Genomic DNA, 16,730 nt, shown 5'->3' with positions numbered 1-16,730 from the left:
AACAGGGTTTGGTTAAAGTACAATAGGCAAGCTCCGATAAAGTTTTGTCGATAAAATGTATATTTGGATGTTTAATATTATTCTGTTGCGTTTTATGGGTAGGGTCATTCTGTTTTTAGTCATTGTATTTAATTTCACCTCTTGTCAGGAGAGCAGATTGCCCTATCTTGGCAACCCTACAAAACAGGGAGGTAAGACCGTTTATCCGACAATTGATTCGTTTGTCATGCGCGATCAGGATAGTACGGTGATATCCTCAAACGGTTTAAAGAACAAGATTCACGTTGCATCATTTATCTTCCTGTCTTGCCCGACCATTTGTCCCCAGATGAATGCTCAAATGAAACATGTGCAGGAGAAAACACAGGATATGGAGGATGTAATTCTGCTTTCATATACTATTGACCCCAAAAGGGATACCATACCTGCCCTAAAGGCATATGCTGATAAAATAGGCGCTAAGGGCAATAAATGGTACTTCGTGTATGGGAATCAGGAGGAAGTCATGCGGTTAGCGGAAAAATCCTATTATGCTATTGCACATCCTGATAGTTTGGCTCCCGGTGGTTTTACGCACAGCGGAGGTCTTCTCTTAGTGGACAAAGATCTTCATATCAGGGGCGTGTACGATGGTACATCAGACGTAGAGACAAAAAGGCTTTTGAAAGACATCGATATCCTAAGAAAGGAAAATTAAATTTTATTAGATTCGCACAGTTTTGAGAAAATTCATGTACATATCTTTGCTTTTGGCTGTTATTATGCAGTCGATGGGAAGTATATGGATTTATCTGGGCTTTCAGCTCAATAGGGATTACATTGAAAGGCAATTATGTATCAATCGGTTTGATGCCATCCCTGTATGTAAAGGATCTTGTTATCTGGAAGAAAAGCTCAAAGAGGAAAACAGTAATACCGATGCACAGATAAAAATCAAATTGCTTGAGATTGCCATGGTCTTACCTGTCTTCGGGCATAAATACAAAAAAATTAATTATCAACCCGTTGCCGATATAGTTTTTGCACCTATATCTTCCGAACCATTGTCTGACGGGTTCTGCATTGGTATCTTCAAACCGCCGGTATTCCTTAGCTAATTAATCTATCGATTATTATTAAGTTAAGGTAATATTATTATGGTTGTCAAAACAGAAGAAATTAACGTTTTGACACTGGAAGATTTAGAAAACCCAAATATAGGTTTTATCGTTACACCGCTTCATGCCTTTAACCGGCAGTATAGTATCCTATCCTTACCCAATCAAAGAAAGTTCTATACGATCATCTACTTTGAGGAAGAGGGAGGGAGATTTGCTATCGATCAGTCGATCGTACAGGTTCAAAAAGGAGAAGCGATGAGCATTGCCCCGTCCAGTGTCTGCACATTTGAAATACATAGAGAAGCTAAGGGGTGGGTTTTATATTTTACGGATTCTTTTTTTACAAAGCGTTATAACGATAACGTGCTGCATGATTTCTCCTTTTTAAAGGATAATGTCGTATATAAGCACTTGGAAGAACATATAGACATTTCTAAGTGGCGCATGATGATGGATTCAATGTTTGATGAGGTCAAACTATCGGATAAAGATTCTAAAACGATCCTGCGCTCTTACTTGAATATTGTATTGGGTATGCTGGAACGTTGTAATGGTATACGATGGGCTATGCCCTATAATAAAGAAAGAGAGAATAGGGTTCGGGAATTCGAACAATTGCTCGAACAATTTTACAGGAGTGAGCGCTTCCCGTCATTCTACGCAGAGAAGCTCAACATTTCAACAAATTACCTAAACCGTATCTGTAAAGAAAGACGAAATAGAAGTGTCGGTGAATTGATAAGGGACAGGATTCTTATGGAAGCAGAGCGATTGTTGTATCATACGTTTAAGACCGTATCCGAAATATCGTTTGAGCTGGGATTTGAAAGTTGTTCATACTTCATCACCTTTTTTAAAAAGAAACATGGAATCAGCCCTGAGGAATTTCGTAAAATGCAAAGATAAACTCAAACTTTTAGTCGATATAGCATAGGCAGTTCTATTGAATTAGGACTGCCTTTCTGTTTTTTAAATATATTGCACAAGACCAATTTTACGTCTATTGTTAGTCGGTTACGAATAACTAAACAATTGTAACAGAAACAACAATAGTCTGTTCCAAAAACAAAAACCTTCTGCACCTCTATTTCGACGATACTTCCTTCCAAAGTGGGAATTTTGTCAAAAAACAAAAGAGATAGAGATTTATGGATTTTCCAATGTTTCATTTGGACTGGTTGAATGACCGCTTTTTGATAGCCGTCATTGCCATCATTCACGTTATGATTAATCACGGACTGGCCGTTGGTTTCATACCGTATATTACATGGTTGGAATACAAAGGCGTTAAAAATGCACCCCCCGATCAGATTACTGATAACAAGTGGGATAACCTCATTTATAATAAAATGAAGGTAGCTTTCATCATCACTACGACAATTGGCGCAATGACCGGTGTTGGAATCTGGTTTTCTGTTGCACTGGTCAGTCCAAGTTCGATAGGTAGCTTGATCCGGGTGTTCTATTGGGCCTGGTTTACCGAGTGGGTAGTTTTTGTAACGGAAGTGGTGCTTATCATGATTTATTACCTGACATGGAAGAACTCCAATAAATCTTTGAATGCAAAGCTAAAACACATTCGATTCGGTGCATTCCTGAGTATTGCATCTTGGATTACGATGGTTATTATTGTATCTATTTTGGGATTTATGATGGATCCGGGTAACTGGAATACCGATAAAAGTTTATTGAACGGATTTACCAACCCTATATATCTTCCCCAACTGGCGTTCCGTACACCTGTGGCGATGTTGGTCGGCGGTGTCTTCGGCATGTTGCTCACCACGATATTTTCCCGAAAAGATTCGGAGATACGGACTAAAGCGATAAAATATGCCGGACGATGGGTTCTTCTATGGACGCCGTTTGCTATCGCCGGAGCAATTTTCTATTGGAACGTGATGCCTGAAGCCATGAAGGCAAATATGAGTACCGCAGTTGGATCTATGGATTTTGAGCAGTATTATGATCTTCTAAAGTACTTTATTGTTGGTGCAGCATCACTTTCTATCATATTGGCCATATGGGCGTTGGCTAAACCAAAAAAAGTCAATTTTGCCGTAGTGGTCTTACCTTGTTTATTCGTCTTTGGCTTTTTGGGAATCTTTGAGCGTGTCAGAGAGTTTGTGAGGAAGCCCTATGTAATCGGAAACTATATGTATTCCAACCTGCTCCGCGAAGAGGATTACCCGTTGTATAAAAAAGATGGAATACTAAAGCATGCGACGTACGCTTCCGTACACGAGATCACCCCGGAAAATAAGGTCATGGCGGGAAGGGATGTTTTTATTCTCACTTGTAGCCGTTGCCATACGACCAATGGGATCAATTCGATTATCGATGTCTTCGAGAACATGTACGGAAAGGGCAAGCCGCTTAACGAACAAGCGATGGCCACTTACATACCTGCTATGCATCAGGGACGGGCGTTTATGCCCCCATTTCCGGGAAATAAAAAGGAACTGGAAGCGCTCGTAGCTTACATCAAGCAATTGCAGGAATCGGGAGAGTCTCTGCAAGGAGCGCAGTCAGCTGGTGTTGCTATCAACCCTTTAAATGCTGTAGATGAGGTGGCCAAGGGTTTGGAAGCAGAAGCAGCGCAGAATAAAGACAACGAAACAACTAAATAAACAAGATTTTACTCAGATGCTATTACAGATAAATACCCCTGTTCCTAAAGATATTCCATTGGATTTACCACTACCGGAATGGTTGTTGGTAACACTATTGATCGTTTCTTTCCTGTTCCATATTATCTTTATCAACCTGATGGTCGGCGGGAGTATCATTACACTCTGGGCTCAGATAAAGGGATTGAAGAATAAACAATATGATCTATTTGCCTATGAAATTGCCAAAACGATTACCGTGAACAAGAGCATTGCGGTAGTGCTGGGCGTAGCACCGTTACTAAGTATTAATACACTATATACAGTTTATTTCTACTCGGCCAATGCCCTTACAGGCTTTGCCTGGATCATGATTATCCCGTTGGTCACTATTGCTTTTCTGTTGACCTATTTGCATAAGTATAGTTGGACGGTAATGAGCAAGCACCGGGGAATACATATCGGCATCATTGCACTATCCGTTTTGATATTCCTGTTTATCCCCTTAATATTCCTTACCAATGTCAATTTGATGATGTTTCCCGAAAAGTGGGGAACGGTCAAAGGCTTTCTCAGTGCATTGGTATTACCTAACGTATTTCCAAGGTATTTTGAATTTTTAGGCGCCTGTATTGCGGTAACCGGAATATTCATTGTATGGTACAATGGCCGTAAGAACTATCCGTTTGAGGATATATACTATACTTTTACCCGAGCGCAGATCAAGCGAATCGGTTATCATATCGCCTTAATCGGTCTGGCTGCACAGATCGTTTTTGGCAGCATTGTTCTAATGACCTTACCTGCAAAGGGCGTTAGCTTTGAAGTCATTGAAATTATGGGGGTAGCCGGTGGGTTGCTTGTGCTGGCACTTTGGTGGATATGGAAAACTATAAAGGATACGGACGAACGTCTCGATAAGCATTTTTGGAAAATAGCGATCGCTATATTGGCTTTTATGGTGTGTTATGGTGGTAGCCGACAGATGTATCGTCATAATGCATTGGACAAACACCAAAGGATGATGGCATCACATACAGCGTCTTTTCAGGCGATGAGTAAAGAGGCTCGGGAGAGTCCTGTCGAGGAAGAAATGGATCTGGTGATTGATGAGTCCTTAGGTGACTTGGCAAAGGGGACAGCTCTTTTCCAAGCAAGTTGTGCAGGTTGCCACCAGTTGGATCAGCAATTAGTCGGGCCACCAATTAAAGAGATGAAACAGATCTATGAGGGTGATGAGGAGAAGCTGATCGCATGGATAAAAGCACCGGGAAAAAAACGTCAAGAACTTATGCAGATGCCAGGCTTTCCTCAAATACCAGATGAGGATTTAAAAGAAATTGCGAAGTATATTCTCTCTGTTGAATGATAACGATCAAGATGTAGCAACATGGACGATTATGATAGAAATATGCAGACGAAGATTGTAGATGGTATCTTGATTAGCTGTATAGTATTAAAAATCGCTTATATATTTATTGTACTTATTTTTTAAAGCATTATGATACGTAACATTCCCAAAATTAAAACGACAATTTTACTTATATTTACAATACTTACAGCACTGATATTTGCTGTTCTTTGGTATGTTAAGAAAGAACCAACGATTTGGATTCTTTTTATCGGGCTTTTATCTGGTGCAGTTGCAATCATGGCACAGTGTCTCAACCTAATTTTTATAACGATTTTTGCTGCTAAAACTCCCGAAGTTGGTTATAAGGAAAACGAAAGAAACAAAACGTACGAGTTTATTCGTGGGCTTTACTAAAATTAATCGGTAAAGTTAAGGGTTATTACCCGTGATCACTTTTCCCATACCTCTTGATTTTGGCCACACGGGCTGAAAACCATATTGGGCATAAAGATCATAGCATTTCCGTCCGCAATAAGATTTACGTAGCAAGACGATGGCAGTTCACGTTCGATGAAATCATTTAAAATCTGCATGATACGCTTTCCTAATCCTTTTTTCTGATGGGCTGGTACAACGCATATGTCTACTACTTGGCAATGGCAGCCACCATCGCCAACCAACCTTCCCATACCTATCACTTCGTTTTCGTTGTCTGTATTTAATATAACGACACTGCAAAGTGAGTTTTTTAGCGCTATCGTTGCAGCTTTCTCCGACTTTGGGAAAAGCCCGCAAATCTCTCTTAAAAATCGGTAACTCTCCACTGTTGGAGAATCGTAAACAGCTTTGTATTTCATGTGTTAGCTAATTCCTAATTTATCAAATAGGATTCTATTCCTTTTTTGAGCATCTTTAAGCACTTTTTCAAACGGAAGAACTTCTATATAAGCCTTGTAATATTGACTTTTAACAGTAAAGTATCCTAATTTATCTGGAGTTTGTATATATTCTCTACTTCTTAAAATACGCTCTAACGACGGGGTAATATCACAAACAATGTATACATAGAATGGAGTATTAGGATCGACACTAATAAATCTTCCATTTCGATCTTTGACCTTACCCTCCAATAATGTTTCAATGTACCGCTCACACTGCTCCATTGGATTCCTCTCGGCATCAAAATCTTGAAAATTATTCCTCTGAGGCTTTTTAAACTCAACTATTGTAAATGAATTATGAGGGGCTCTTTTGTCCTCTGAAAAAGCGAGAGCATCATTATAAATCAAAAGATCAGTCCTGTCCTTACTATCCACATCAAGATTGCCTATCTTCTCAAATCGCTTGTCTGAAGCTAAAAACGAATGATAGGTTAGTCGCTCATCAATTAACCACAGATTTTGATTTTCCGACAAAACCTCATCAGAGGAACTACGTATGGGAAAGAAAATATTGTGAATAATATCCTCGTCTTGAAATCTTGATTCGGATGTAATATTTATAAACTCGTCCAAAAGGTCGATTACGGTTTTTCTGTGAACTATATAACGGGCTAAGTCTATTTGCCCAACTTCATTAAATTGGGTTAGAAACTTTTCATATCGTATTTTATATTCGTCAAGGTTCTGGATATCCTTTGTTTCCTCAAGGAGTTTTTGGGCTTCTTCCTTTACTTCAACTTTCCAGTTCGCCTCAATTTTATACAACTCAATATCCAGCTTTTGTTTGCTCAGACTTGGCGGTAGCTTTTTCACTTCTTCCAGTCTATGGCTAAACACAGCGCGATATTGAGGTAATTCATCGTTAATTGTCGGTCGATAATTGTTTATTTTGGCCTCCCGTACGGCAGAAAGGTAATCAGCAAGTAATTCTTCTATTTTTTCAACGGCGCTATTCCTTATTTTGGCAAGGCTTATTTCCTGAATGAGTGTCATATCCTCTTCATCTTCTTCAATAGGAAAATTGAACCCTACTCTTTCTGTATCAACATGTTCGTCTAAAAAGTTGCTAACCACATAGGCTTGGTAATAAAACTGGTTATTTTCATCCTCCTTAATAGAATATTTACCCAAGTCTGGTATTTTGCTAATAAGCCCTTCTTCTTTAACACTTCTGTGGTGTGCACAATAGTGTATTTTGTGACTTAGTGATTTGTAACTCTTTGTTAGATATAATGTGAATTCCTGATCGGAGATTTCAAATGGCTCTGATCGAATTTCCTTCTGGAATTCCGTATTGAATAAGTTTTTGCAATTTACTTCATGATTATTCTGATTTCTAACAATTATCTCTGGTGCACTGTCTTCTATGAAATATAGCAAAAAATGATTGACTAATTCCCTGGCGATCTGTACCAAATTATTTGGTACAGATTTTTGATATTCGTCACGGTACTCACTTAAGACTAATCTCGTCATTCGCTCCTGATTATTGGAGATAATGTTTTCTTCAAAATTATGTATGCCCTCTTTTGTGTTTTTGTATTCGAAACACCTTTGTGTTAGACTACCGTCTACAATGAAATTGCTTGATACAATTATTTTTTTAAAAGCCTTTAAGCATACAAACCGTCCGACTCCCTTTCCTCCAATTTCAATTTTATGGTCTGTATCTGCTTCAATAAAATAGGTCATGTTGGCATCATTAAAACCAACTCCATTATCTATTATTTCAATTGAGTGGATAGGGTATTCATCGACTTCAGGCAAATCTTTCAAAATATCAGGACTTCCGTTTCTAAGTAAATTGATAATTATCCGACCTTTTAAATTTTGAGTTTTTGACAATTCATTTATCGAATGAATAGAATTGCTAATGGCTTCATAAAGTGGCAATAAAGGTTTGGTTCTTGGCAAGGACGTATTACGAACTTTGTTAGCAATATTGCTTTTGGGATGTAAATCCAACTTGGTTGTATTAATAGCTTCGTTCATAATATATTACCACTTTTTAATGCTCGTATTAATTTTAGGGGTTGCTGATTCAGCAAACATCTTACTAATATAAAACGAATATCCTTAAAAAATGAAAGACATAATGAAATTCATAGAAGGCTAATAATTGTTCGGTTCATACAACTTATTTATATTTACGAGATTTATAGTAGAAAAATAATACGATGCTGATTTTTGTCCTGAGCTTAACTGAAAACCAATCCGTTATAAAGAAAAGGGGAGCATGAGGTCTTAAATTCTTTTTTATCTTTCCAAGTTGCGATGGGTGATGAAAAAGCACGTATACACTTAATAGTTATGAAATACATGGAAGCAACAGGATCGATACAAAAACAAAAGATAGACACCGTTAAAGGTTTAACAAAGGATAAGCTATTTAATTTAGTAATGGGACTCGTAGAAAAATTGGGGTACATTGATATCAGCCACGACGATAATGTCATAACTGGCATCTATTCGGGGCCGCTATCTAAACATAAACATGCTTTTATCTATTTAGATGAGAAACTAATCTCTTCGGAAGAGATCGAAGGATATAAGAATAAGATTACTGATTTTTCTGATTCAAATAAGATTGTAACTTTTTTTGTTTTTAGCAATAATACCATTTCAAAAGGATTTCAAGTAGGTTTAAAATCTCTTTTAACAAATTTTACAATTGATTTCTTAGGTCGGGACGATTTGATTCCTTTGATTGATAAAAATTTACCTGATTTTTGGAAGCATGATGACGTTCAATTGCTCAAATATGAAAATGCTTATTGTGAGTCCATATATGGTGATAATGATTTAAAGAAACTCCAGATTTTTAATGAAAAATATGACCGTCTACTAAAAATATTTATTGAACCGAATTATTATCATTTTTATGAGGATAAAAATACTAATACACCTATAAGGAAGAAAGTTGGGATGGATCAATTATGCGGTAATAAGCGACCTCTTATCTTGTCTGGTTCTGCAGGAACAGGAAAAACAACATCTTTAAAAAAAATAGGCGAGCAGCTGATTTCAAAAAATAAAAGCAATACAGGTAAACGGAATCTGCCAATTTTTCTATCACTGACAGAGCTATTTGAAACTAATTATGATGTTCAGCAACTGATAGAAAATAAATTACGCCCTTTTTTCGATTCAAACATCGACTATTATGCAGACTATAATTTGACTGTTTTAGTTGATACAATTGATGAACTGGAAGATACAAACCAAAATAAAATTCTTTCTCAGCTGGAACAGCTTTATAAAAATAAGTCTATAAACTTCGTGATCGCTTCGAGAAATCAAGAAAAATTGTATTCTAATCCGATCCTGAAGGAAGTTGATAATTTTTCGATTGAAAAATTTAACAACGACCAGATAAAAAGATTTATATCTAATTTTTTCCTTAATGAGCAATCACGTGCAGATGCCTTATTGGACGCTCTTCGTGATAACCGTATTTTGGAAAAAATGCCTATCACACCTTTGACTCTATCATTAATTTCAATTTTATACGAAGAAAACAATCTCGAAATACCAGCAACCATCACTGACATCTATGATAATTTTAATGCTGTTCTTTTAGGAAAAGCTATAGTGTCGACAAGGCTTGAATTTATAGATAGTTCATTTAGAGAGCGGATACTCTCTCTTTATGGGTTCGCTTTGCTTCGGCGGAAAGAACATGCGCCTATGAGCAGGGAAGAATTTTTCACATACTTCACTAAATATTTTGATAACAAAACATTACCTATTAGAAAGGGTACGATAGAGGATGTTTTAGAGTATCTAATTAGAAATACAGGTATTTTGGTCGTAAAAGATGGTAAATTCATACAGTTTAGTCATGACTCATTCATGGAATACTATGGCGCGATTGAAATTTTTAAACACCAACGTGATCAAGAATACTTAATGACAGAGAACTTCTTCGACATAAATTGGCAGAATGCATCTTTTTTTTATGGAGGAAAATCGAGAGATATGGCAAAATTCCTTACGGATGTCATTGAAAAAGTTAAAGGTGCTTCAAAGCTTAATGATTTTTTTATGGGAGTAATTGGTTTAGGTTATTTGATGCAGTCTTTATATCAGACTGATAACAAACTGAGAAAAGAAGGAGTCGATGTAGCGGTTAATATTAATATACAGGCACACGAGGCCTTAATGAAAATTTCATCTGATGAAGATGCAATGTTTAAAAATTACAAGCTACCAATATTGTTACTGATGAATGTTTTCTACTTTTATGAGAATTTTAATTCCATTACTCTTAAGGATCCCTTAACGCTGTCTTTTAAGGATTTCTACGAAGAGTATAAGAGATTAAATCAAACCAACTATGGTTACCGATCTCTAAAATTGGCTCTTACCCTAAATTCTAAACGAATCAATGAAAGTTCTTACTTGGAAGAACTCATATTCAACAGTAACCTGACAAACGATGCAAGTTTGGCGATGTTGGCTACTTTAGCCCTTGATATGAATAAATCAGAGAATTACAAAGAACTAAAAAAGGCAGTAAAAAAAGACTATAATAAGTTAAGTGCGCCATTGAAGAAATTGACTGATATTCCGGCAGGAAAGTTAAGGTTTAGTAATTATGACACGATCCGATCAGAACGTAAGGTGATACTCATTACGGAGGGGAAAACCGATGCGAGGATTCTTGAGCATGCGTTTATGGTGCTAACAGAGGGTAATTTGCCTTATTGGGAAATAAAGGCTGCCGGGGATGAATCTGGAGGTGCAAAGGAGTTGGGAAAAACTCTACAAAATGGACATACGCTCCTGTCTCAGGATCAAATCCTAATTGGAATATTTGATAGAGATAGTGGAGGAATTGAAGAGTTTAAGCGCTTAAGAAATTTTGAAGAAACTGAAAACCACACGTTAAGAAAATATAAGGGCTATAATGTCTATGCATTATGTTTGCCCGCAATCGCTTCCAGAGAGCATTATATTCAAGAGAAGCAGGTGTTTAACTTTTTAGAGATTGAGCACTATTTTACAGATGATTTGCTTAAGCAACACAATAAGTTGAAAGAGACCGCAATCAAGGACGTTTACGAAATTACCGGTAACAAAAATGCTTTTGCAAACGAGGTAATAAAAATTCATGACCCGGCAATATTTGAAAATTTTGTTGAGCTGTTTCAGAGGATCGATAAGATTACAGGGATACCTGTAACCTACGTATAGTTATTTTCCTGATTGCTAAAACAAAATTTTGGTATTTAAAATAGCTTCACAATCTTCAATGAGGTTAGACTTTACGCAACTTCCCTCTACCGAAAAGGACCTGTCCAGTAAGTTGGGCAGGTTTTTTTTTAGGAAGATGCGCAATTTGTATGGACACTGTGTTAACTGTAAATGGTTCATTATGAGCGATAATTGTGGTGTGTGAGTCATCAATCCAAAGTCTATCTAAATTTGTTGTGAAAGATTTGAACTAAAAGGTTATTTCTTTAACTTTATGCACTAAATAAATTAGAATCACTTGCTATTGAAGAAAATAGAAAGTGAGTTTTTACAATTCAATTGCCGTTTCGTAATTTAAGATCGAGTATGACAAAAAATTATTCAGAGCCTGATGTTTTGGCTCAACTATTGGCTGAGCGGCCATCTGGTGGCGATGTTGTGAAACCTTTATTCTTCAGACTGGGAAATATCAGTGATCGTCAAGGCCTCAGCAATCTGTTGGAGAAAAAGCCTTACATCCGGATTTTCGATTCCATCGATCAACAATTGACGGAACTGATAAAGTCTTTCCATCCTAAACTTACATTAAGTGGTGATGAAATCCGTTCGTTAGTGGCCGAACATCTTGCCGGAATATCTAAAATTGACTATGGTGTTTGGGTCTACTACCCATGGAACGAAACATTGGTTCATATTTTAGATGAAGACGAATTTATAACGATGAGGACAAGCCGTAATCGATATAAGATTACGCAAGACGAACAGATGCGGTTAATGACAAAGCGGATTGGAGTTATCGGATTGTCTGTGGGACAATCGGTTTCGCTAACGCTCTGTATGGAAAGGGGGGTAGGGGAGCTCCGGATTGCAGATTTTGATGAATTGGAAATAACGAACTTAAACAGGTTAAGGAGCGGATTACATAACATGGGGTTGAAAAAGACAGTGATAGTGGCGAGAGAGATTGCCGAAATCGACCCCTTCCTAAAAGTTACCTGTTATCACGAAGGCGTAACGGACGCGAATCTGGAAGATTTCTTATTACATGACGGAAAGTTGGATTTGCTAATAGACGAGTGCGATGGGGTTGACGTTAAAATTAACTGTAGATTAGCTGCTAAGAAGCATGGAATCCCTGTGTTGATGGAGGCGAGTGACCGGGGGACTGTCGACATTGAGCGTTTTGATTTGGAACCAGATCGCCCTATATTGCATGGGTTTGTAGAACATCTGGATTTGTCGAATGTGCGTCTTGCAAAGACGATGGAAGAAAAGCTTCCTTATATATTACCTATTGTGGGAATTGAAACCATGTCTACCAGGTTAAAAGCTTCTGCTATTGAAATCGGCCAAACAATTTCTACTTGGCCACAGCTCGCCAGTGCGGTCGCGTTTGGTGGCGGAATGGCGGCAGATGTAAGCCGTCGTGTGCTATTGGGGCAATTCAACCAATCAGGAAGGTATTTTATTGATTTGGAGGAGTTAATCGGAGATCAGGTAAGAACAGATGTGACTTTTGAATACACCAAGAGATCACTTTCTCCGGATGAAATGGCAGCGGCAGCGTCGCGTGTGCCTCCGGTAGCTGAGCATGTTGATACCATCACTGAAAGTGAAGTAAGGGAACTGATATCGGCAGTGGCAGCGGCTCCTTCTCCCGGAAATAATCAGCCTTGGAAATGGTATTATGACGGAACGAGGTTCTATCTTTTTCATGATATCCAGCGTTCAGAGTCATTTGGTGATTTCCAAAATATGGCATCTTACATGACATTCGGAACAGCAATTGAGAATTTGAATTTGAAGGCCAAAGATTTGGGGATCAAAGTTATCGAGAATTTGTTTCCGCTGGAAGATGAGCCGATGCTAATCGGTGCATTTTCGTTTGTATACGCAGATATCGAAAAAGACGAGCTTTCTCATTTTCTTACCATTAGATGTACCAATAGAAGAAAAGGGAATGGTAACAGACTAACCGGTAACATCCTGGATGACTTCCGGGATGCTGTACGTGACTTTGATCGTTTAAAATTAAAAATCGTGGTGGAGGATAAGCAGGTACAAAGACTTGCTTCTATTGCGGGTGAGGCCGAAAAGTTACGGCTTTTTATTCCGCAAGGGCATTATGAATTGTTTGAAAAAGAGCTTAGATGGACGGAGCGTGAGGCGCTAGAAACCAAAGACGGACTGGATATCCAAACCTTGGAATTAAGTCCTAAAGATGCAATTGGTTTTCGGGTAGCCAGAGATCCGATGGCTGTGAAATTAGTTGCAGAATGGGGGTTGGGCCGTGCTTTGGAAAACATGACGGCTGATTTAATGAAAACAGCATCGGCAATTGGACTTGTTGTTATCCCAACATTTGACAGGACCGCGCTTATTGAGGCGGGGAAGGCTGTTGAACGAATTTGGTTAAGTGCAACAAGAAATAAAGTTTCGATGCAACCGGTTTTGGCGTCTGTTTTACATTTTGCAAGATTAATGCACGGAAAAGACGGGACCGGTATGCCGGGTTGGATTCAAAATCGATTTGGAGAACTGAAAGGCGAATTTGATAGTATTTTTGATAACGGAAGCACAGAAGAGTCGGTTTTTCTCTTTCGGTTATTTTACGGAAATGATCCACAGGTCAAGTCACTTAGACTGGATGCGGATCAATTCTTTATTCATCAAAATAACAACTAGTTGATGAATTCTTTGTCTTTTAGGTCGCTACAAGCTATTGAAGAGCCGGAAACATGCAAGAAGTTCATCGAGGGGCACCGCAAAGTGTTGGAGGTGTATGGTATAACCATGATCACATCCAACAATGCAAAATGGAGTGAACATCCAAACACCTATGTGATAGTTGCGGAATCTCCAGATGATGGAGCCGTTTTAGGAGGTGTTCGGTTACAAATAGCGGATGCTGACTTTAATTTACCGATTGTAGATGCGGTGGGAAAGGTAGATGCCCGCATTGTAGATATTGTAAATAATCAACATGGCCGGATAGCTGAAGCCTGCGGCTTATGGAATTCTCGCGAAATAGCGGGAATGGGCGTTAGTTTTTTTTTGTTAAGAGCTGCAATAGCGTTAGCCTATCGATTACAGGTTGATGTGTTATATGCATTAGCTGCACCGGTAACCGTAGAGATGTGTGAGAATGCTGGATTTGAGATTGAACGGAACTTAGGTAAGGACGGTTTTTTCAACTATCCGAAATTGGGGCTTGTGGCAACGGCTATGAAGATAGATGATTTGGAAAATCTGCCCAATGCCACAGAAGTAGATAGGGATCATATTTTTGATGTTCGTGAAGTGCCCCAACAGACCACAGAGATTATGGGTCCCAAAGGCAGGCTGTCGGTTAAATATATCCTGAAATGAAGGCTTCTCTACTACTGGCTATCATTCTTTCTTCACTGCAAACCGTCGGCCAAAGTTTGTCTAACGAACCTACGTTTAAGTTATCTTACTTGGTTGATCCAGATGGTCAATTTACCATAGATCAAGTTGCTGGTCGTGAATTTGAGCCTGTTTCAGGTGCGAGATTAAATTTTGGCTTAAGCAGCGCAGTGTATTGGATTAAAATGGAGCTATATGAATCAGCTTCGCCTTCCGAAGCGTTGAAGATATTTAACGGAACACTTTCGGAAGCAAATTTATACATAAAAAGGGGCAGTGAATATGAGTTGCAGCGGTTCAATAATGAGGAAATCGATGCAACTTCGTCTTATACAACACAATTCCCAATATTTGACTTGCCGGTTTCAGCTAAAGATAGCGTAGTATATCTACAGGTGCGGAGTCACAATGTACTTGATTTGCCATTTTACTTAAATGACAAAAATCGCATCATGAAATCAATCGGTTTTGATTTTTTGTATTTCGGCATATATGCGGGTATAATCTTAGTAATGTTCCTATATAATTCTTTTCTTTATTTTTCTGTTAAAGATAAGAATTACCTGTACTATGTAATCTATATCTTGATGGTTGGGCTTGCCCAAGCCTGTTTAAAAGGGTATTCTACCCTTTTTCTGTGGCCTAATAATGAGTGGTTGATTCGACAGTCGGTAAATTTATCGATTGCAATGTCGGGTATATTTGCGATACCTTTTGTTGTAAACTTCCTGAATATACGACGGAATGCACCTAAGTTTTTATACGTGTTATTTTCGCTGGTTATCGTCTATGTAGTCGGTATTTTCATTAGTATCAGTGGAAATTATATCGTTGCGCAGCAGGTGTTGCAAATTAACGCTTCTTTGGTATCTGTTACGATTTTGGTATGCGGGGGCTATGTTTTTAGCCAGGGATACAGGCCCGCGGTATTTTTAATTGTTTCTTGGTTCTTTTTTTTAAGCGGTGTCATGATTTATATATTAAAAGATGTAGGAATCTTATCTTTCAATATATTTACGAATAATTCCATCTTAATCGGTTCTGGTTTGGAAGCCGCATTATTGTCTTTTGCACTTGCAGATAAAATAAATACATATAAGAAGGAAAAGGAAGAATCCCAGACACAGGCGCTCTTGATTTCCAAAGAAAATGAGAAACTAATTCGGGAACAAAATATTGTGCTTGAGCAGCGGGTAGAAGAGCGGACACATGCATTGAAAGAGACGAACGAATCACTGCAGATGACATTGGATCATTTGAAAGAAACTCAGGCACAACTCGTGGAGGCGGAAAAAATGGCGTCATTGGGGCAGCTTACGGCGGGTGTTGCCCATGAAATCAATAATCCGATTAATTTTGTCACTTCCAATGTAGCTCCGTTGAAGCGGGATATCCAGATAGTCTGGAATGCCATGGATGTTATTCAACAGGTAGCCCTCTCCGAACTGCCCATTGCTGAAAAGATACAACGGATAAATACTTTTAAAGAGGAAGAAGACATCGAATATCTTAAAACAGAAATTGATTTTCTGTTGAAAGGAATGCACGAGGGTGCTACAAGAACGGCGGAAATTGTGAAAAGTTTACGTATCTTCTCGCGGGTTGACGAAGATTCACTGAAATTTGCAGACATCAACGAAGGACTGGAATCGACCTTGGTAATCCTTAACAGTGTGATAAGAGAGGGAATACAAGTGAACAAACAATTTGGTGAATTACCGTTGGTGGAATGTTATCCCGGTAAACTGAACCAAGTATTCCTTAATATCATTACAAATGCGATTCATGCGATTAACAAGAAATTTAATGGAGATATAGGAGGGATTTTGGAGCTCCGTACAACTGTTGACGGGGATAATGTTTTGATATCCATCCAAGATAATGGTACAGGAATGTCCGAGGATATAAAAGAAAAGATTTTTGAGCCCTTTTTTACGACCAAAGAAGTCGGGGAGGGAACCGGATTAGGCATGTCTATTGTATATAACACAATAAAAAAACATAGGGGTGAGATTAAAGTGGAATCACGGGTGAACGAAGGGACGAGATTCACCTTGGTTTTACCCATTACGCAACAAATTGTGTAAACACCGTTCATGGGAATTATTTTATGTTTAATTTTGTTTTGGAGTTACATTGGCCG

General features: G+C 38.3%; 12 protein-coding genes. 10 read left to right on the top strand and 2 right to left on the bottom strand.

What is annotated here, in order from left to right; genetic code table 11:
- Positions 1–67: 67 nt before the first annotated feature.
- From IEX60_RS18245 to IEX60_RS18220, 6 genes are all read left to right on the top strand, one after another.
- On the top strand, positions 68–697 hold the full coding sequence (locus tag IEX60_RS18245; RefSeq protein ID WP_188752847.1) for an SCO family protein: 630 nt from the start codon (positions 68–70) through the stop codon (positions 695–697).
- Positions 698–731: 34 nt separating this feature from the next.
- Complete coding sequence (locus tag IEX60_RS18240; RefSeq protein WP_188752846.1) at positions 732–1,097, top strand: hypothetical protein; 366 nt, start codon at positions 732–734, stop codon at positions 1,095–1,097.
- 39 nt (positions 1,098–1,136) lie between these two features.
- Positions 1,137–2,006, top strand: coding sequence for a helix-turn-helix domain-containing protein (locus IEX60_RS18235; RefSeq protein ID WP_188752845.1), 870 nt, complete (start codon positions 1,137–1,139; stop codon positions 2,004–2,006).
- A gap of 242 nt (positions 2,007–2,248) precedes the next feature.
- On the top strand, positions 2,249–3,730 hold the full coding sequence (locus IEX60_RS18230; protein ID WP_188752844.1) for a cytochrome c: 1,482 nt from the start codon (positions 2,249–2,251) through the stop codon (positions 3,728–3,730).
- Positions 3,731–3,746: 16 nt separating this feature from the next.
- Entirely contained in the window at positions 3,747–5,078 is a 1,332-nt protein-coding gene (locus tag IEX60_RS18225; protein WP_188752843.1) for a c-type cytochrome, read from the top strand.
- A gap of 132 nt (positions 5,079–5,210) precedes the next feature.
- Positions 5,211–5,477 (top strand): hypothetical protein, encoded by a 267-nt coding sequence (locus tag IEX60_RS18220; protein WP_188752842.1) that lies wholly within the window; start codon positions 5,211–5,213, stop codon positions 5,475–5,477.
- Between the two features lie 35 nt (positions 5,478–5,512).
- Here IEX60_RS18220 and IEX60_RS18215 read toward each other — a convergent pair whose 3' ends face one another.
- On the bottom strand, positions 5,513–5,920 hold the full coding sequence (locus IEX60_RS18215) for a GNAT family N-acetyltransferase (RefSeq protein ID WP_229717632.1): 408 nt from the start codon (positions 5,918–5,920) through the stop codon (positions 5,513–5,515).
- Positions 5,921–5,923: 3 nt separating this feature from the next.
- Positions 5,924–7,996, bottom strand: coding sequence for an ATP-binding protein (locus IEX60_RS18210; protein ID WP_188752841.1), 2,073 nt, complete (start codon positions 7,994–7,996; stop codon positions 5,924–5,926).
- 327 nt (positions 7,997–8,323) lie between these two features.
- Between IEX60_RS18210 and IEX60_RS18205 the strand changes: the two genes are divergently transcribed.
- From IEX60_RS18205 to IEX60_RS18190, 4 genes are all read left to right on the top strand, one after another.
- Entirely contained in the window at positions 8,324–11,200 is a 2,877-nt protein-coding gene (locus IEX60_RS18205; RefSeq protein ID WP_188752840.1) for an NACHT domain-containing protein, read from the top strand.
- 366 nt (positions 11,201–11,566) lie between these two features.
- Positions 11,567–13,885 carry an Rv1355c family protein gene (locus tag IEX60_RS18200; RefSeq protein WP_188752839.1) on the top strand — a complete coding sequence of 773 codons (2,319 nt, stop codon included), beginning with the start codon at positions 11,567–11,569 and terminating at the stop codon, positions 13,883–13,885.
- A 3-nt stretch (positions 13,886–13,888) separates the two neighbouring features.
- Positions 13,889–14,569 (top strand): hypothetical protein, encoded by a 681-nt coding sequence (locus tag IEX60_RS18195; RefSeq protein WP_188752838.1) that lies wholly within the window; start codon positions 13,889–13,891, stop codon positions 14,567–14,569.
- A complete protein-coding gene (locus tag IEX60_RS18190) occupies positions 14,566–16,674 on the top strand; it encodes a sensor histidine kinase (protein ID WP_188752837.1) in 2,109 nt (702 codons plus the stop codon). Before IEX60_RS18195 ends, IEX60_RS18190 begins: the two co-directional genes overlap by 4 nt.
- Positions 16,675–16,730: the final 56 nt, after the last annotated feature.

This window comes from Parapedobacter defluvii (genome assembly GCF_014642075.1).
Classification (GTDB): Bacteria; Bacteroidota; Bacteroidia; order Sphingobacteriales; family Sphingobacteriaceae; genus Parapedobacter; species Parapedobacter defluvii.
This window is presented reverse-complemented; position numbering and strand designations above follow the sequence as displayed.

Coding starts and splice junctions, on each gene's coding strand:
- IEX60_RS18200 (WP_188752839.1), top strand. CDS start 11,567: ATGACAAAAAATTATTCAGAGCCTGATGTTTTGGCTCAACTATTGGCT.
- IEX60_RS18205 (WP_188752840.1), top strand. CDS start 8,324: ATGGAAGCAACAGGATCGATACAAAAACAAAAGATAGACACCGTTAAA.
- IEX60_RS18195 (WP_188752838.1), top strand. CDS start 13,889: ATGAATTCTTTGTCTTTTAGGTCGCTACAAGCTATTGAAGAGCCGGAA.
- IEX60_RS18210 (WP_188752841.1), bottom strand. CDS start 7,996: ATGAACGAAGCTATTAATACAACCAAGTTGGATTTACATCCCAAAAGC.
- IEX60_RS18235 (WP_188752845.1), top strand. CDS start 1,137: ATGGTTGTCAAAACAGAAGAAATTAACGTTTTGACACTGGAAGATTTA.
- IEX60_RS18240 (WP_188752846.1), top strand. CDS start 732: ATGTACATATCTTTGCTTTTGGCTGTTATTATGCAGTCGATGGGAAGT.
- IEX60_RS18225 (WP_188752843.1), top strand. CDS start 3,747: ATGCTATTACAGATAAATACCCCTGTTCCTAAAGATATTCCATTGGAT.
- IEX60_RS18245 (WP_188752847.1), top strand. CDS start 68: ATGTTTAATATTATTCTGTTGCGTTTTATGGGTAGGGTCATTCTGTTT.
- IEX60_RS18220 (WP_188752842.1), top strand. CDS start 5,211: ATGATACGTAACATTCCCAAAATTAAAACGACAATTTTACTTATATTT.
- IEX60_RS18230 (WP_188752844.1), top strand. CDS start 2,249: ATGGATTTTCCAATGTTTCATTTGGACTGGTTGAATGACCGCTTTTTG.
- IEX60_RS18190 (WP_188752837.1), top strand. CDS start 14,566: ATGAAGGCTTCTCTACTACTGGCTATCATTCTTTCTTCACTGCAAACC.
- IEX60_RS18215 (WP_229717632.1), bottom strand. CDS start 5,920: ATGAAATACAAAGCTGTTTACGATTCTCCAACAGTGGAGAGTTACCGA.